The following is a 15222-nucleotide window of genomic DNA, read 5'->3' as shown; positions in this document are numbered from 1 at the left end:
TGAATCAACTGTATAGATCCTGCGAGGTTTGCCATGGCTGACTACAAAGCGCCCCTGCGCGATATGCGCTTCGTCCTCAATGAAGTGTTCGAGGTCGCCAAACTCTGGGCCCAATTGCCTGCACTGGCCGACACCGTCGATGCGGAAACCGTAGAGGCCATCCTCGAAGAAGCCGGCAAGGTCACCAGCAAAAGCATCGCGCCACTGAGCCGTGCGGCCGACGAAGAGGGTTGCCATTGGGCGGACGGTGCTGTCACCACGCCGGCAGGTTTCCCACAGGCTTATCAGACTTACGCCGAAGGCGGTTGGGTCGGTGTCGGTGGTGATCCGACCTACGGCGGCATGGGCATGCCCAAGGCCGTTTCCGCGCAAGTTGAAGAAATGGTCAACTCCGCCAGCCTGTCGTTCGGTTTGTACCCGATGCTGACCGCCGGCGCCTGCCTGTCGATCAACGCCCACGCCAGCGAAGAGCTGAAAGCCGCCTACCTGCCGAACATGTACGCCGGCATCTGGGCCGGCTCAATGTGCCTGACCGAGCCGCACGCCGGCACGGACCTGGGGATTATCCGCACCAAAGCCGAGCCTCAGGCCGACGGCTCCTACAAGGTCAGCGGCACCAAGATCTTCATCACTGGTGGCGAACACGACCTGACCGAAAACATCATCCACCTGGTGCTGGCCAAACTGCCGGACGCACCGGCGGGGCCGAAGGGCATTTCGCTGTTCCTGGTGCCCAAATTCATGGTCAATGCCGACGGCAGCCTGGGTGCACGCAACCCGGCCAACTGCGGTTCGATCGAACACAAGATGGGCATCCAGGCCTCCGCGACCTGTGTGATGAATTTCGATGAAGCTGTTGGCTATCTCGTCGGCGAGCCTAACAAGGGCTTGGCTGCGATGTTCACCATGATGAACTACGAACGCCTGGGCGTCGGCATCCAGGGGTTGGCCACCGGCGAGCGCTCGTACCAGAACGCTGTGGAATACGCTCGCGACCGCCTGCAAAGCCGCTCGCCGACTGGTGCGCAAAACAAGGACAAAGTGGCTGACCCGATCATCGTCCACCCGGACGTGCGGCGCATGCTGCTGACCATGAAAGCCTCGAACGAGGGCGGCCGGGCATTCTCCACCTACGTGGCCATGCAACTCGACACCGCCAAGTTCAGCGAAGACGCCACCACCCGCAAGCGCGCGGAAGACCTGGTGGCCTTGCTAACCCCGGTGGCCAAGGCGTTCCTCACCGATCTCGGCCTGGAAACCACCATTCACGGCCAGCAGGTGTTCGGCGGCCACGGCTACATTCGTGAGTGGGGCCAGGAACAACTGGTGCGTGATGTGCGCATCACCCAGATTTACGAAGGCACCAACGGCATCCAGGCGCTGGACCTGGTCGGGCGCAAGATCGTCGGCAGCGGCGGGGCGTTCTACAACCTGTTTGCCGACGAGATTCGTCACTTCACCGCAACGGCCAGCGCTGACCTGGCGGAGTTCACCAAGCCGCTCAACGACGCCGTGACCACACTCGACGAGTTGACTGCCTGGCTGCTGGACCGCGCCAAGAACAACCCGAATGAAATCGGCGCTGCATCGGTCGAGTACCTGCAAGCCTTTGGTTATGTTGCCTACGCCTACATGTGGGCACTGATGGCCAAAGCTGCACTCGGCAAGGAAACCCAGGACGATTTCTACGCCAGCAAACTGGGTACTGCGCGCTTCTACTTCGCCCGTCTGCTGCCGCGAATTCATTCGTTGAGCGCTTCGGTAAAGGCGGGAAGCGAGTCGCTGTTCCTGCTGGATGCGGCACAATTTTAAAGATGTAACGTCATGTAAGCATTTGCTTACATGACGTGCTGCCGATCTGCCCTAGTGGAAAATTGGATCCAGAGCTAATCTACTTCACATGGACGTCGCGCAGGAAGCGCAAAGCAACAACACGGACACGTAGGATTCTGCCAGGACGGCGGAGCGAAATGGATGTCAGGGAAACAGTCTGCAAAGCCCCGCTTCGGCGGGGTTTTCTTTGCCCGCAAGAAAGTGCCGGGCTGCGCCTCTAGCGTTCCGCCGGACCATTGATGACTTCTTCAAGCAGTGTTCGCAGCAACCCCAGCGAGGCTTGTTGACGTTGTACATCGCGACACACCAGCCCCACTTTCAACGGCACCCGCGGTTCGGTCAGCGGTTTCCACAGCAGTTCATCGTTGCCCAGCGCCTTTTGCGAGCGCCCCGGAAGTACTGTGGCCAGGCGCGTGTGGGGCAGGCTGTCGAGAATTCCCGCCATATTGTTCAGCTCCGCCTGGACTTGTGGACGCCGTCCCAAGTTGGCCAGCTGTGTCTGCCAGATCTGCCGCACCTGAAACTCTTCCCCAAGTAACAACATCGGCAATTCTGCGGCCTGGCTCATCGAGACTTTCTTGAATTCCCGTAGCGGGTGATCTGCCGGGATGACCAGGGTCAGTTCGTCTTCGTACAGCAGCACCCCGTGCAAACCGGGCTGACGGGGCGGCAGGTAGCTGATGCCGATATCCAGCGATCCGTTAAGCAGGCGTCGTTCGATTTCCAGGCCCGTCAGCTCGTAGATTTGCACCACCAGGTGCGGTTGGGCCTTGCGCACCCGTTCGAGCATCTGCGGCACCAGGCTGCTGTGAACGGTCTGCAGTACCCCGATGGCCAGGGTGCGCAATGCCTGGCCCTTGAAATTGCCCAATGCTTCCCGTGCTCGCTGCAGTCCGTCGAGCAGAGGCAGGGCGTGGTTGTACAGAGTGTGCGCGGCCAGGGTCGGCAGCAGGCGCTTGCTGGTACGTTCAAACAGGCTGACGTCGAGGTTTTCCTCAAGGTGGCGGATCTGCTGTGACAGCGCCGGCTGGGAAATGGACAGGCGTTCGGCGGCCCGACCCACGTGACCCTCTTCATACACCGCGACGAAATAGCGCAGTTGCTTGAAATCCATAAGTAACTCTTATCGAAATTGCTGGTAAATCGAAATGGCCGCACGCCCCGCATCCGCCTAGTCTAACTGTATTCAGAAGGGTTACAGGGCTAACGTGGGCGATGAAGACCAATTACGTCGTAAGCATTTGCATAGGCAGCGCAAAACACCTCAAGCGAGGTGATTGCTGATGAATTTGTTCAGTTTGCGTCGAAGCCCACCTAACCTTGAAGATCTGGCCCTGGATGCCTTCCAACCCTCTAAAGGTGCTGACCTGTCCAGCGACTTCCTCATGCCCAGCGTCGAGCGCCCCCTGCAAGTGTTCGTACGCGGTCAGGGTTCCTGGCTGTGGGACAGTGCCGACCGTGCCTATCTGGATTTCTCCCAGGGAAGTGGTGCCAACAGCCTTGGGCATAGCCCTTCGGTATTGGTAGATGCCATTGCCGAGCAGGCGCGGACGCTGATCAACCCAGGTTTTGCCTTGCACAATCGCGGCATGCTCAGCCTCGCCGAGCGGCTGTGCCACCTCACCGGCAGTGACCAGGCGTACTTGCTCAACTCCGGCAGTGAGGCCTGCGAAGCGGCAATCAAGCTGGCGCGTAAATGGGGCCAGCGACATCGCGCCGGCGCCTCGCGGATCATCGTTGCCAGCAACGCGTGCGATGGTCGTAGTCTCGCCACGATTTCGGCGTCGGACGGTTCGACGTTCAGCCACGTTCCTTTCAACGACCTTGCGGCCCTGCATGCGGCGGTCGATGCTCGCACAGTGGCGATCATGCTTGAGCCGATTCAGAGCCAGGCCGGCGTCATTCCGGCCGCTGGGCATTACCTCAAGGGTGTCGAACGGCTGTGCCGCGAACTTGGCATCCTGCTGATCCTCAATGAATTGCAGACCGGTATCGGCCGATGCGGGCAGATACTCGCGGAACAGTCCTACGGGGTACGAGCCGATATCGTCGTGCTCGGCGACGGTTTGGGCGGTGGTGTGCCGCTGGCAGCGTTACTCGCCCGGGGCAGGGCCTGCGTTTTCGACCTTGGTGAGCTCTCGGGGACCCACCATGGTAATGCCTTGATGACGGCGGCGGGCCTGGCGGTACTGGATGCGCTGCAAGACAGGGGGTTTCTCGAACATGTCGACACCGTCGGCCAACACCTGCGCGAAGGCCTGGCGCGCCTGGCTCATCGCTACGGCCATGGCGAACTACGCGGTCAAGGGCTGCTCTGGGGGCTGGACCTGTCGGATGATTGCGCCGAGGCCGTGGTCAAGGCCGCGCTGTACGAAGGACTGCTGATCGAGGCCCCGCAAGCCGCTTGCCTGCGCTTTACCCCGGCACTCACGGTGAGCAAATCCAATGTCGACGAAATGCTCCTGCGCCTGGCCCGCGCCTTCGCTCGAGTGCGCACCGCGCAATTGCAGTGCCGCAAAGGGATCGCCGTCTGAGCAGACTCGCCTCACAGGATTTTCAGAACCGTCTCGCGGTATAACGCATCGCCCCAGGCCTGACTCTTTTGGCGTGGGGCGTTTTTTTTCGCCCGTATGATTGCGGTAGGGGGTGTAATCAGTGAACCCTGACGAACGGCGCGGGTCGATTAGGTGTGTGGCTCACAGGAGCCTACTTCAATCAGGAGCTGACCCATGGATTTCATTCGAATCATCATCGCCATTCTGTTGCCGCCACTGGGTGTGTTCCTGCAGGTTGGTTTCGGCGGGGCGTTCTGGCTGAACATTCTGCTGACGTTGTGCGGGTACATCCCGGGGATCGTGCATGCGGTTTATATCATCGCCAAGCGTTGAAATTTGTTGCGCCAGGTAGACCGCTATCGTCGGAACGCCGCCCGGAGCAGGCTCGCTCCCTGTAGGAGCTAGCCTGCTGGCGATGCAGCTGCTGCGTTTTTAGTTATCCAGCTCCATGACCCGCCGGTAAAACAGCCATTCCTGTTCCAGCGCATGCGCCTGGTTACTCGCCTTGCGAAAACCATGGCGTTCGTCCGGGTAGTAATGCGCTTCAACCGTAATGCCGTTGTCCTGCAACGCCTTGACCATGTCACGGGTTTGCTGCGGCACCACCACGGCATCCAGTTCGCCCTGGAAGAAAATCATCGGTACACGGATGTTGCTCGCATGCAGCAACGGGGTTCGTGCGGCATATCGTTCGGCATCCTGCAGGGGATCGCCGATCAGCCAATCCAGGTAGTCACCTTCGAACTTGTGAGTCGCGCGAGCAAGCGCCACGGGGTCGCTGACGCCGTAGAGGCTGGCACCGGCACGGAACACCTGGTGGAAAGCCAGCGCGCATAGGGTGGTGTAGCCGCCGGCGCTGCCGCCGCGGATGAACGCCTGGTCACCGTCAATCAGACCGCTGCCTGCCAGATGGGCAACCACGGCACAGGCGTCTTCGACATCCACTTCACCCCAGCTCAGATGCAGCGCCTGGCGATACGCCCGGCCATAACCACTGCTGCCACGGTAATTCAGATCGGCCACGGCAAAGCCGCGTTGCGTCCAATACTGGATTCGCGGATCGAGCATCGGATAACAGGCAGAGGTCGGGCCGCCGTGGATGAAAACCACCAGCGGCGGTTTTGCTTCCCTGGTCATCGCGGGATAGAAGAAGCCATGAGCTTCACCCGAGCCGCTGGGGTATCGCAAAGTTTGCGCAACGCTGATCTGTTCGGCAGGTAGCGGCGCGACGCCTCCCGCCAGCACCTCGACTTCGCGACTGCCGCGATCGATGGCAATGACGGCCGAGGGGCTGATTGGCGAGGCGGCGATGCAGTAGATGAATTGTTCATCGAGAGCGAGATGACGGAAGCGGCTGTAGTCGCCGGTGAAATCTTCATCCAGCTGGCCGGTCAGGCGCAATTTGCCAAAGCCTTCTTCGGTCCAGCTAGCCAGGTAGCTGTTGCCACCCAGAGGCAGCCAGGTACAACCACCGAGTTGCCATGGCGCGGGACCATGGTCGGCTGCTGCTGACGGCAGAGCGCGCAGTCCATTATCGGACTCGGCCCAAGGCTGCCAGTAACCGGCGCGGTCGGTGAGGCACAACAAGCGTCCACTGGAATCGAAGCGAGGCTGCTGAATGGATTCCTGGTTGCCGTCGCCGGCCACGCAGCGCGGGCTGGCGAAAGCGCCGCCGCTGCCGCGTTCGGCGACCATCAGTCGGGTCGCAGTCCAGGGTTGATGCGGGCGGCTCCATTCGATCCACGCCAGGCGTCGGGAGTCCTTGCTCAGGGTCGGTGCGGCGTAGAAGTCGGCACCTTCGGCCAGCAGGTGACGGGTGCCGTCGGCCACATCGATGGCCACCAGGCGATGCTGGTCATGGTTTTCCTCAACGGCCAGAACCTGACCATCGGCGAATTGCAGGTCACCGTAACGGCATTCCCCAGAAGTCAGCGCCACGGGCTCACCGGCGAGTGCCTGTCGATACATCTGCTGATCGACCTCGTTGACAAAAACGATTCCGTCACCCGTCAGGCAGAACGCGCCGCCACCATATTCGTAGACTCGGCTGCGCACGCTGAACCCGGAAGGGGTCAGGCAGCGTGCCTGGCCGTCGCGCCAATGCCAGATGCGGCATGCGCCGTCTTCAGGGCGGTATTCGTTCCAGAACAAACCCTGGAGACCGAGCTGCAGCTCTGCAAAATCGACCCCGGCGGCGACGGCTTTGGCGGCGCTGAATGGCTCAGCTTTTGGCGATGAGGCGTGAGTTTCGTTCATTGCGAAAGGCCAGTTGTTCAATGGTCTGGGTCGCGTGCTCGGCTTCTTCGCGGGCCTGGAGAATCACGCCGTGATGTTGCGACTTGCTGCAAACCGGGTCGGCGTTGGCCGCATCCCCGGTGAGCATGAAGGCCTGGCAGCGGCAGCCGCCAAAGTCCTTTTCTTTTTCATCGCACGAGCGGCATGGCTCGGGCATCCAGTCGTAACCGCGGAATCGGTTGAAGCCGAACGAGTCATACCAGATGTGCTGCATGCTGTGATCGCGCACGTTGGGAAACTGTACCGGCATTTGTCTCGCGCCATGACAAGGCAGGGCGGTGCCGTCCGGAGTGACCGTGAGGAAGATACTGCCCCAGCCGGTCATGCAGGCTTTCGGGCGTTCTTCGTAGTAGTCCGGTGTGACGAAGATCAGCTTGCAGGGGTGCCCTTCGGCTTCCAGTTTCGCGCGGTATTCGTTGGTAATACGCTCGGCGCGTACCAGTTGTTCCTTGGTCGGCAACAGTCCGACCCGATTGAGCTGCGCCCAGCCATAGAATTGGCAGGTCGCGAGTTCGACGAAATCTGCCTCGAGGGCGATGCACAGCTCGATGATGCGGTCGATCTTGTCGATGTTGTGCCGATGGGTCACGAAGTTAAGCACCATCGGGTAGCCGTGGGCTTTCACGGCCCGAGCCATTTCCAGCTTCTGCGCGAAGGCCTTTTTCGAGCCGGCGAGCAAGTTGTTCACCTGCTCGTCGCTGGCCTGGAAACTGATCTGGATGTGATCCAGCCCGGCTTTCTTGAAGTCGCTGATTTTCTGTTCGGTAAGGCCGATGCCAGAGGTGATCAGGTTGGTATAGAACCCCAGTTTCCGTGCTTCGGCAATCAGCTCGGCGAGGTCCTGGCGCACCAGGGGTTCACCACCGGAAAAGCCCAACTGCGCGGCGCCCATTTCCCGGGCCTCGCGAAATACCTTGATCCACTGTTCGGTGCTCAACTCTTTGCCTTGCTCGGCGAAATCCAGGGGATTGGAGCAGTAAGGGCATTGCAGCGGGCAGCGATAGGTCAGCTCGGCCAGGAGCCAGAGTGGCAGGCCGATTTCTGGCTTGGGCGGTAACTCGCCTGACACGTTGTCAGGCAAGTTCGATCCAGTGCTGAGCACGGGCAACCTCCATGAATTGCTCAATGTCGTCACTGAGCTCGGGCACGCCGGGAAACTTTGCATCCAGTTCGGCGATAATCGTCGCCACGTTGCGCTCGCCGTCGATCAGGCCGCCGATCAGCGCAGCGCTGTCGTTGAGTTTGATCATGCCTTCGGGGTAAAGCAGCACGTGGCCTTTCTGCGCCGGTTCGTACTGGAAACGGTAGCCCGGACGCCAGGTGGGGGTCTTGCTGCGATCAAAACTCATAAGATGATTCCTTTATGCCAGACCCGTTGTGCGGTCACGCTGTGATACGGCGGGCGGTTCAGTTCGTAGGCCATGCTCATGGCATCGAGCATGCTCCAAAGAATGTCCAGTTTGAACTGGAGAATTTCCAGCATGCGCTCCTGGCCTTCCCGCGTCGTGTAGTGCTGCAGGGTAATGGCCAGCCCGTGCTCGACATCGCGGCGTGCCTGGCCCAGGCGGGTGCGGAAATATTCGTAGCCGGCAGGGTCGATCCACGGGTAATGCTGCGGCCAGCTATCGAGGCGTGACTGGTGGATCTGCGGCGCGAACAGTTCAGTCAATGAGCTGCTGGCGGCTTCCTGCCAACTGGCTCGGCGGGCGAAATTGACGTAAGCGTCCACGGCAAAGCGCACGCCAGGCAGCACCAGTTCCTGGGAGCGCAGCTGATCCGGGTCGAGGCCCACTGCCTGACCCAGGCGCAGCCAGGCTTCGATCCCGCCGTCTTCGCCGGGAGCGCCGTCGTGGTCGAGCAAGCGTTGAATCCACTCGCGGCGGATCTCGCGATCCGGGCAGTTGGCGAGGATCGCCGCATCTTTCAGGGGGATGTTCACCTGGTAGTAGAAGCGGTTGGCGACCCAGCCCTGGATCTGCTCGCGGCTGGCGCGGCCTTCGTACATTGCCACGTGGTAGGGGTGGTAGATGTGGTAGTACGCACCTTTGGCGCGCAGGGTGGCTTCGAATTCGGTGGGGGACATCGGAATGTCAGTCATTTTGGTTCTCTGCAGTTCGGTAGTGACTGGTCTGGCCTCATCGCGGGCAAGCCTTGCTCCCACAGTTTTGGTGACACAGTCAGGGGCAAGCCTTTCTCCCACAGTTTGTGACCCTGTGAGAGACAAGCCTTGCTCCCACAGTTTTGGTGACACTGTCAGAGGCAAGCCTTGTTCTTCCACTGTGGGAGCAAGGCTTGCCCGCGATGGGGTCATCAGCTACAGCACAATACTCATGCCGTCATAAGCGACTTCAACCCCGCGCCGAACCAGCTCTGCGCGCTCCAGCGAATCCTCATCAAGAATCGGATTGGTGTTGTTGATGTGGATAAGCACCTTGCGTTGATCGGGCAACTGCTCCAGCACTTCGAGCATGCCGCCAGGGCCATTTTGCGCCAGATGGCCCATTTCCCGACCGGTGCGCGTGCCGACGCCACGGCGCTGCATCTCGTCGTCATCCCACATCGTCCCATCCACCAACACACAATCACTGGCAGCCATGATCTCCAGCAACGGCGCATCGACCTTGCCCAGGCCAGGCGCGTAGAACAGCTTGCCGCCAGTGTTCAGGTCTTCGACGATCAGGCCGATATTGTCACCCGGATGCGGGTCGAAGCGGTGTGGCGAATAAGGCGGTGCAGCACTGCGCAACGGCAGTGGGGTAAAGCGCAGGTTCGGGCTGGAAGGGATGCTGAAGCTGTGGTCGAGCTCGATGCGGTTCCAGCTCAATCCGCCGTTCCAGTGGGTCAGCATGGTAAACAGCGGAAAGCCGGTGCTCAGGTCTTCATGGACCATGTCCGTGCACCACACCTGATGCGGGCAACCCTCGCGCAGGCTAAGCAGGCCGGTGGTGTGGTCGATCTGGCTGTCCATCAGGATGATCGCGCTGATGCCCGTATCGCGCAGCGCGCGGCCCGGCTGCATCGGGGCGAAGCTCTGGAGCTGGGCGCGGATGTCCGGCGAGGCATTGCACAGGACCCAGTTGATGCCGTCATCGGAAATTGCGATGGACGATTGGGTGCGCGCGGTTGCCCTCAGGCTGCCGTCGCGAAAGCCTGCGCAGTTCGCGCAGTTGCAGTTCCACTGGGGGAAACCACCGCCGGCGGCGGAACCTAGAATCTGGACAAACATGGCCGCTCCTAAATTTCAAATCCGAAAATAAAAACGCCTCGGTGAACCGAGGCGCTGAACCGCGAGAAAATCTTAGCGGCTGGCGAAGTACATAGTGACTTCGAAACCGATACGCAGGTCGGTGTAAGCAGGTTTGGACCAGGACATGGGAGTGCTCCTTCAGGTGGTTGGGACAGTTGAGATCTATACATATAGTCCACCTCCAGCCGGAGATGTTCAGATAGTTAGGTGGCTATGTTACTCAAAATTACAGAACTCTTGCCCGTGAAACTTTGAGAAAGCTCTTTGCAGCGTCGGTAATGATCATTTTGCCACTTGCCAAGGCAAACCGGGAGCCACAGCGCTGGCCAAGCAGCGCCACCCGCCATCGGCCTGATTCAGGCGCCGGGCTGCATCGAGCAAGGCTTGAGAATCTGTCGCAAGAATAGCCCGGTGCAACAGCTGCAGATAATCCGACGAGTGGCCGGCCAGTTTTCCCTGCCACAGCATGTCGCTGGCCTGGGACTGCGCCAGTGCACTGATATCGAACTGGTCCGCGAGCGCCTGCCGTTGCGCGAAGAATTTAGCTTCGCCGAGGTTTTCAACCAGTGCGGGCAAATTGCTCAGGAAAGATTCGATGTGTTTGAGTATTTCTGCAGGGGCAACTGTTGGCGATTGCACGGCGAACACAATTCCTGTCTGCCCGTGCACCTGCCGCAGCGCACTGAACACCGCATAACCCAGTTGCAGCTCTACTCGCAGCCGCTGATAGAACGGCGTCTGGCAAATATGCGCGAGCAGGCGCCAGGTCGCCTCATCGGCGATCTCCCGGCCAGGGACAGGACAGAACAGCAGCAGCGCGTGTTCATTGGACGCCGTGTCGATAGTTGTCCACAGGTGGTCGCCGTTGATTGAAGCAGGTGCTGGCAGTTGAGTGGCCGTCACGCCGGGCACTCGACTCAAAGCCAGGCCCAGTGCCGCCTGCGTCTGGGAGGAAAGACCGGTAGCCAGGCCGTCCCAGCGCGCTCCCGACCAGAGCTGCGACAGGTCAGCCGATTCCTCGAAGTGCGCAAGACATTGCTCGGGCAACGCTTCCAGCAGCTGTCGAACAGGCATCAGCGGTAGGCGCTCTGGCGCTTGCTGTGGGAAATCGGTATCGGTGCTTGTGAGTTCTTTCAGCGCGTGTTCGAGGACGGTCGGCATCGGCTCCTGCAGGCCGGTCATTTTCAGCAACCATTGATTACCGGATGCACTGAAGGCGAAGTCGACTCCCGCCTGACGAGCGTCTTCGCGCAAGGTCAGCAGGCGCTGCTCCAGGTTCGCTTGCAGATCGCGCGCGGGCCTGGCCGCCAGTTGCCAGCGCAGATGGATCGAGCCTTCATCCGTGTTATCCGGCAACGCCTGACTGAACTGCATCGGTGATTGTTCACGGCGGCTGCGCAGGCGATCCTGGGCGAAGGTACGCAGGCCTCGGTGCTTGCTGGTCTGGCCGCGAATCAAGCCGGCACTGGGCGCTGCCGCAGCTGTTAGCAGGAACGGGTTGGGGGGCGGTAGTTGCCATGGACCGCTGAAGTTATCCACAGCGCCGAGTTGACCGAGGATCGCCTCAAGTGCGAGAGCGTGCCGATCACTGCTCTCGATCTGTTCACTGTCCAGTTGTGCCAGGCGCAAGGCGCCGCTGATCCGCTGCTGGCGTTGCTGCACCGCGCTGTACTCTTCGCGCCATTGTGGCTGATGCTGCATGGCGGCGAAAAAGCCCAGCCAATCCAGCAGTTGCTCGCGCAGCACCTGTTCCGCTTGAGCGGTAGTGAACTCGAGTTGCAGCAACGCTTGCCCGGCAAATTGATACAACGGCCTGGCGGTCAATTGGTCGGCCAGCCCGCGATTGCGCAACTGTGCAAGGAGTCCACCGGGTTTGGCGCAATTCAACCAGTGACACAAAAACGCCAGGGCTTCGGAAGATGACTCAGGCAGGGCTTGCAGTGCGAACAGCAGATTCAGCTGACCCTCGCCGGCCTGTTGATAACTGTTGCTTGGCGATTGCATCAGGGGTGCTGGCGCTGTCTGCAGCGCTTTTTCACCTCTGGCAACAGGTTGCGCAAATGCTTCGGCCAGCGCCCTCAAGTCCTCAAGACTCTGCGGCCCGGCCAGGCTCAATGTCATCTGCCCGGTGTGATAAAACTGCCGATGAAAGCCCTGCAGCGCTTGCTGAAACTCCGGCTGTTCTACTGCCAGACTGTCGCGATTGCCTGCATGAAATCCCCGAAGCGGGTGAGTGCTCGACAGGCCTTCGAGCAGTGCAAGTTGCCGTTGTGCAGTAGCGTCTTGGGACCAGGCGACAAATTCGGCGTGCAGCACTTCCCGTTCGCGCAACTGATCGTCCAGATTCATACGCGGATGAGCGAGCATGTCTGACAGACGCTCCAGCCCACCGCTGAACACCGGCGGCGCCAGTTCGATGAAAAAGTCGGTGGTGCGCTCGTTGGTGCGCGCATTGACCTGTCCACCATGCCCTTGCACGTAGGCCATCAATCCCTGGGTTGTGGGAAAGCGCTCGGTGCCGAGGAACAGCAGGTGTTCGAGAAAGTGCGCCAGGCCCGGCCAGGCCAGCGGCACGTCGTGACTGCCCGCATTCACCCGCAGCACCGCAGCGCAGCGCTTCAGATGCGGCGCATGGCGCAGCGTCACCCGCAGGCCGTTGGCCAGGATTTCAGTATGGGAGCGGGAGGGATTCAACGCAGGCATGAGCACTTCCAGTACAGAGAAGCGCTAATGCTAGCGGATAACGGTGGCTCAGCGCTTGTTCAGGTCGCCATAAAGCTCTGGACGGCGATCGATCAGGTAACGGTTGGCGGCCCGGGACTCGAGCATCAACTGGCGATCCAGCTCGCCCACGATCAAGGCTTCATCAAGGCCGGCCTGGGCGACTCGGCTGCCATCCGGCGCGGCAATGCTGCTCTGGCCGCAGTAATGGATCTCGCCTTCATGCCCGCAGTAATTGGCATAGGCCACGTAGCACTGGTTTTCGTAGGCCCGGGAGCGAACGGTGACGTCGGCGATGAAATCGTAGGGGATCATGTTCGCCGTCGGTACCAGGATCAACTCGGCACCGGCCAGGGCCAGGCGTCGAGCGTTTTCCGGAAACTCCAGGTCGTAGCAGATCAGGAAACCGAGCTTCCAGCCGTTGAGTTCGACCAGCGGAAAGTCATTTGCGCCGGCATTGAACATCGAGTGGTCAAGGTCGCCGAACAGGTGCGTCTTGCGGTAGTTGCACAAGCGTTCGCCGTGGGCGTCGATCAACTGCACCGAGTTGTAGATCTGCCCGTCCTCGGTGCGCTCGGGGTAGCCATACAAGATGGCAATCCCGGCTGATTTGGCGATGCGCGCGATTTGTTGCGCCGACTCACCGTTGTGCACTTCGGCGAGCACGCTGACCGCATCGAGGCCAATGTTGTAGCCAGTCAGGAACATCTCCGGCACTACTAGCAAATCTGCACCCTTGGCCTCCAGGGCCAGTTGATGCAGACGGTGCAGGTTACCGGCGACATCCAGTGGCAGCGGCGGACATTGGTAAAGGGCTACGCGCATTTGAACTCCTTTTACTCGGGCAGGGCGATCGGACCGATCTCGTTGAACACATCTCCTGGACCCGGGTTCTCGGCGTGAGTTTCACCGCCGAAGTGTTTCATGATGCCCCATACCGCATTGAGCGAGGTCTGCACGGCGCCTTCGACCCACGCCGGCGTCCACGACACGTCATCGCCAGCGATGAAAATCCCGCGCTGCTCGGCCGGCATGTCGTCCTGCATGAAGTGGGCATACATGCGCTGGTTATAGCGGTAGTGGCCGGGCAGGGCGCCCTTGAATGCGCCGAGAAAGTGCGGGTCGGCTTCCCAGGACACGGTGATCGGGTCGCCGATGATGCGCGCGGCAATATCGACTTTCGGGTAGATCTTCTTCAAGGAATCCAGCGCCAGCTTCACGCGTTTTTCCACCGGGTGCGGGAGCATCTTCAGGGCATCGCTCATCCACGAGTACGACAGGCAAATCACTCCGGGCTTGTCGACGCCATTCTCATATTGGCCGTTGTCGAACAGGTAGGTGCCGCGGGTCAGGCGATCGGTGAGCGTCATGCTCATCAGGTCTCGGCCAGTCTCAGGGTCCTTGTCCTTCCAGAACGGTCGGTCGACCATCACAAAGGTTTTCGAAGACTGCATGTAGCGGGTGCGGTCCAGGGCCATCCACATTTTCTGCGAGAACAGGCTTTCGTCGCATTCGATCTGCGTGGTCAGCAGCCAGCTCTGGCAGGTGGTCAGCACCGCTGCGTATTCGCGGGAGTCGCCGTAATTGTCGGTGACGGTGAAACGCCCGTTTGGTGCATGAGCGATCTTTTTCACCCCCGAACGCGGTGCGCCGCTGTGCAGGGAGCTCAGGCTGGTGCCTTGCGGCCAGTGCACACAACGTTCCGGTACATGGCGCCAGATGCCGAGCGGCACCTGTTCCACGCCGCCAACCACTAGGTGCTGGTGGTCGTCGCAGTTGGTCATCACCACCCGGAAGATTTCCAACATCGAGTTGGGGAAGTCCGAGTCCCAGCCGCCAGTACCAAAACCGACCTGGCCGAACACTTCACGGTGATGGAACGACAGCTTGGCGAAGGCCTTGGAAGTGGCAACAAAGTCGTAAAAGGTGCGGTCATCCCAAAGCGGCACCAGCGTGTTCCACAACTCCTTCAGGCGCGGCACGTCGCGGTCGCGGATGGCTTGCTGGATATCGGAGAATTGCGAGCCGGCTTCCAGGGCATCTGCCCAGGCGTCCGCTACTTCCTGGAACAGCGCAGGAAGGTCGGCGAGTTTCTGTGCGTAGTGGGTTTTGCCTTCCAGATCGATCACCGTGCTGCCAGACGCCGGGGTCAGCGGGTTCGGGAACGGTTTGGTCTGCAGGCCGAGCTTGTCGACGTAGTGATAGAACGCTGTGGACGACACCGGGAAGCGCATGCCGCCCAGCTCGGCGACTATGCCGTCAGCGCCGTTGAAAGCCTGGGACCGCAAGCGTCCGCCCATTTTCGAGGCTTCGTAGACGACAGGTTTGAGGCCCAGCTTCATCAGCTCGTAGGCCGCCACCAGGCCGGCGATGCCCGCCCCCACGATCGCTACTTCGGCGCCATGATTGTGTTCAGGAATACTGCCCAGGCCTGCCGGGTGTTCGATCCAGTCGTCAAAGGCAAACGGGAAGTCCGGGCCGAAAATGGTGACTGGTTTCTTACCGTCTGCAGGATGGCGATTGTTCTTGTTCATGGCTGACCTTGCTGGCGACCCGACGCGGAATGCGCAT

General features: G+C 60.6%; 13 protein-coding genes. 3 read left to right on the top strand and 10 right to left on the bottom strand.

Translation table 11 applies throughout. From position 1 onward, the window contains the following. Positions 1-33: 33 nt before the first annotated feature. Positions 34-1812: an acyl-CoA dehydrogenase C-terminal domain-containing protein gene (locus ORL50_RS00400; protein ID WP_266009077.1), complete on the top strand. Its 1779-nt coding sequence runs from the start codon at positions 34-36 to the stop codon at positions 1810-1812. Between the two features lie 238 nt (positions 1813-2050). Here the strand turns inward: ORL50_RS00400 and ORL50_RS00395 are convergent, their stop codons facing one another. Continuing rightward, entirely contained in the window at positions 2051-2947 is an 897-nt protein-coding gene (locus tag ORL50_RS00395; protein ID WP_266009075.1) for a LysR family transcriptional regulator, read from the bottom strand. 169 nt (positions 2948-3116) lie between these two features. On the opposite strand from ORL50_RS00395, the gene ORL50_RS00390 reads away from it, so the two are divergent. Beyond that, a complete protein-coding gene (locus ORL50_RS00390) occupies positions 3117-4367 on the top strand; it encodes an aspartate aminotransferase family protein (RefSeq protein WP_266009073.1) in 1251 nt (416 codons plus the stop codon). 195 nt (positions 4368-4562) lie between these two features. After that, a complete protein-coding gene (locus ORL50_RS00385; protein WP_003228885.1) occupies positions 4563-4721 on the top strand; it encodes a YqaE/Pmp3 family membrane protein in 159 nt (52 codons plus the stop codon). Between the two features lie 99 nt (positions 4722-4820). On the opposite strand, the gene ORL50_RS00380 is transcribed toward ORL50_RS00385, so the two are convergent. From ORL50_RS00380 to ORL50_RS00340, 9 genes are all read right to left on the bottom strand, one after another. Then, positions 4821-6644, bottom strand: a complete 1824-nt coding sequence (locus ORL50_RS00380) for a S9 family peptidase (protein ID WP_266009055.1) — start codon at positions 6642-6644, stop codon at positions 4821-4823. Beyond that, a complete protein-coding gene (gene pqqE / locus ORL50_RS00375; RefSeq protein WP_266009683.1) occupies positions 6610-7752 on the bottom strand; it encodes a pyrroloquinoline quinone biosynthesis protein PqqE in 1143 nt (380 codons plus the stop codon). The genes ORL50_RS00380 and pqqE overlap by 35 nt, the downstream gene beginning before the upstream one ends. A gap of 4 nt (positions 7753-7756) precedes the next feature. After that, positions 7757-8032 carry a pyrroloquinoline quinone biosynthesis peptide chaperone PqqD gene (gene pqqD / locus ORL50_RS00370; RefSeq protein ID WP_266009053.1) on the bottom strand — a complete coding sequence of 92 codons (276 nt, stop codon included), beginning with the start codon at positions 8030-8032 and terminating at the stop codon, positions 7757-7759. Then, positions 8029-8781: a pyrroloquinoline-quinone synthase PqqC gene (gene pqqC, locus ORL50_RS00365; RefSeq protein ID WP_266009051.1), complete on the bottom strand. Its 753-nt coding sequence runs from the start codon at positions 8779-8781 to the stop codon at positions 8029-8031. The genes pqqD and pqqC overlap by 4 nt, the downstream gene beginning before the upstream one ends. 216 nt (positions 8782-8997) lie before the next feature. Beyond that, positions 8998-9909: a pyrroloquinoline quinone biosynthesis protein PqqB gene (gene pqqB, locus ORL50_RS00360; RefSeq protein WP_266009049.1), complete on the bottom strand. Its 912-nt coding sequence runs from the start codon at positions 9907-9909 to the stop codon at positions 8998-9000. A 72-nt stretch (positions 9910-9981) separates the two neighbouring features. Beyond that, on the bottom strand, positions 9982-10056 hold the full coding sequence (pqqA, locus tag ORL50_RS00355; RefSeq protein ID WP_009045898.1) for a pyrroloquinoline quinone precursor peptide PqqA: 75 nt from the start codon (positions 10054-10056) through the stop codon (positions 9982-9984). A gap of 156 nt (positions 10057-10212) precedes the next feature. After that, on the bottom strand, positions 10213-12633 hold the full coding sequence (pqqF, locus tag ORL50_RS00350; RefSeq protein WP_266009047.1) for a pyrroloquinoline quinone biosynthesis protein PqqF: 2421 nt from the start codon (positions 12631-12633) through the stop codon (positions 10213-10215). 48 nt (positions 12634-12681) lie between these two features. Next, positions 12682-13476: a carbon-nitrogen hydrolase family protein gene (locus ORL50_RS00345; RefSeq protein ID WP_266009045.1), complete on the bottom strand. Its 795-nt coding sequence runs from the start codon at positions 13474-13476 to the stop codon at positions 12682-12684. 11 nt (positions 13477-13487) lie between these two features. After that, positions 13488-15185, bottom strand: coding sequence for a flavin monoamine oxidase family protein (locus ORL50_RS00340; protein WP_266009043.1), 1698 nt, complete (start codon positions 15183-15185; stop codon positions 13488-13490). Positions 15186-15222: the final 37 nt, after the last annotated feature.

Source organism: Pseudomonas sp. RIT-562 (assembly GCF_026241895.1).
Lineage (GTDB): Bacteria > Pseudomonadota > Gammaproteobacteria > Pseudomonadales > Pseudomonadaceae > Aquipseudomonas > Aquipseudomonas mandelii_F.
This window is presented reverse-complemented; position numbering and strand designations above follow the sequence as displayed.

What these genes read in the sequence shown, in the direction of transcription:
- pqqC (WP_266009051.1), bottom strand. Translation starts at nt 8,781, where the DNA reads ATGACTGACATTCCGATGTCCCCCACCGAATTCGAAGCCACCCTGCGC.
- pqqD (WP_266009053.1), bottom strand. Translation starts at nt 8,032, where the DNA reads ATGAGTTTTGATCGCAGCAAGACCCCCACCTGGCGTCCGGGCTACCGT.
- ORL50_RS00400 (WP_266009077.1), top strand. Translation starts at nt 34, where the DNA reads ATGGCTGACTACAAAGCGCCCCTGCGCGATATGCGCTTCGTCCTCAAT.
- ORL50_RS00345 (WP_266009045.1), bottom strand. Translation starts at nt 13,476, where the DNA reads ATGCGCGTAGCCCTTTACCAATGTCCGCCGCTGCCACTGGATGTCGCC.
- ORL50_RS00385 (WP_003228885.1), top strand. Translation starts at nt 4,563, where the DNA reads ATGGATTTCATTCGAATCATCATCGCCATTCTGTTGCCGCCACTGGGT.
- ORL50_RS00395 (WP_266009075.1), bottom strand. Translation starts at nt 2,947, where the DNA reads ATGGATTTCAAGCAACTGCGCTATTTCGTCGCGGTGTATGAAGAGGGT.
- pqqB (WP_266009049.1), bottom strand. Translation starts at nt 9,909, where the DNA reads ATGTTTGTCCAGATTCTAGGTTCCGCCGCCGGCGGTGGTTTCCCCCAG.
- ORL50_RS00380 (WP_266009055.1), bottom strand. Translation starts at nt 6,644, where the DNA reads ATGAACGAAACTCACGCCTCATCGCCAAAAGCTGAGCCATTCAGCGCC.
- ORL50_RS00390 (WP_266009073.1), top strand. Translation starts at nt 3,117, where the DNA reads ATGAATTTGTTCAGTTTGCGTCGAAGCCCACCTAACCTTGAAGATCTG.
- ORL50_RS00340 (WP_266009043.1), bottom strand. Translation starts at nt 15,185, where the DNA reads ATGAACAAGAACAATCGCCATCCTGCAGACGGTAAGAAACCAGTCACC.
- pqqF (WP_266009047.1), bottom strand. Translation starts at nt 12,633, where the DNA reads ATGCCTGCGTTGAATCCCTCCCGCTCCCATACTGAAATCCTGGCCAAC.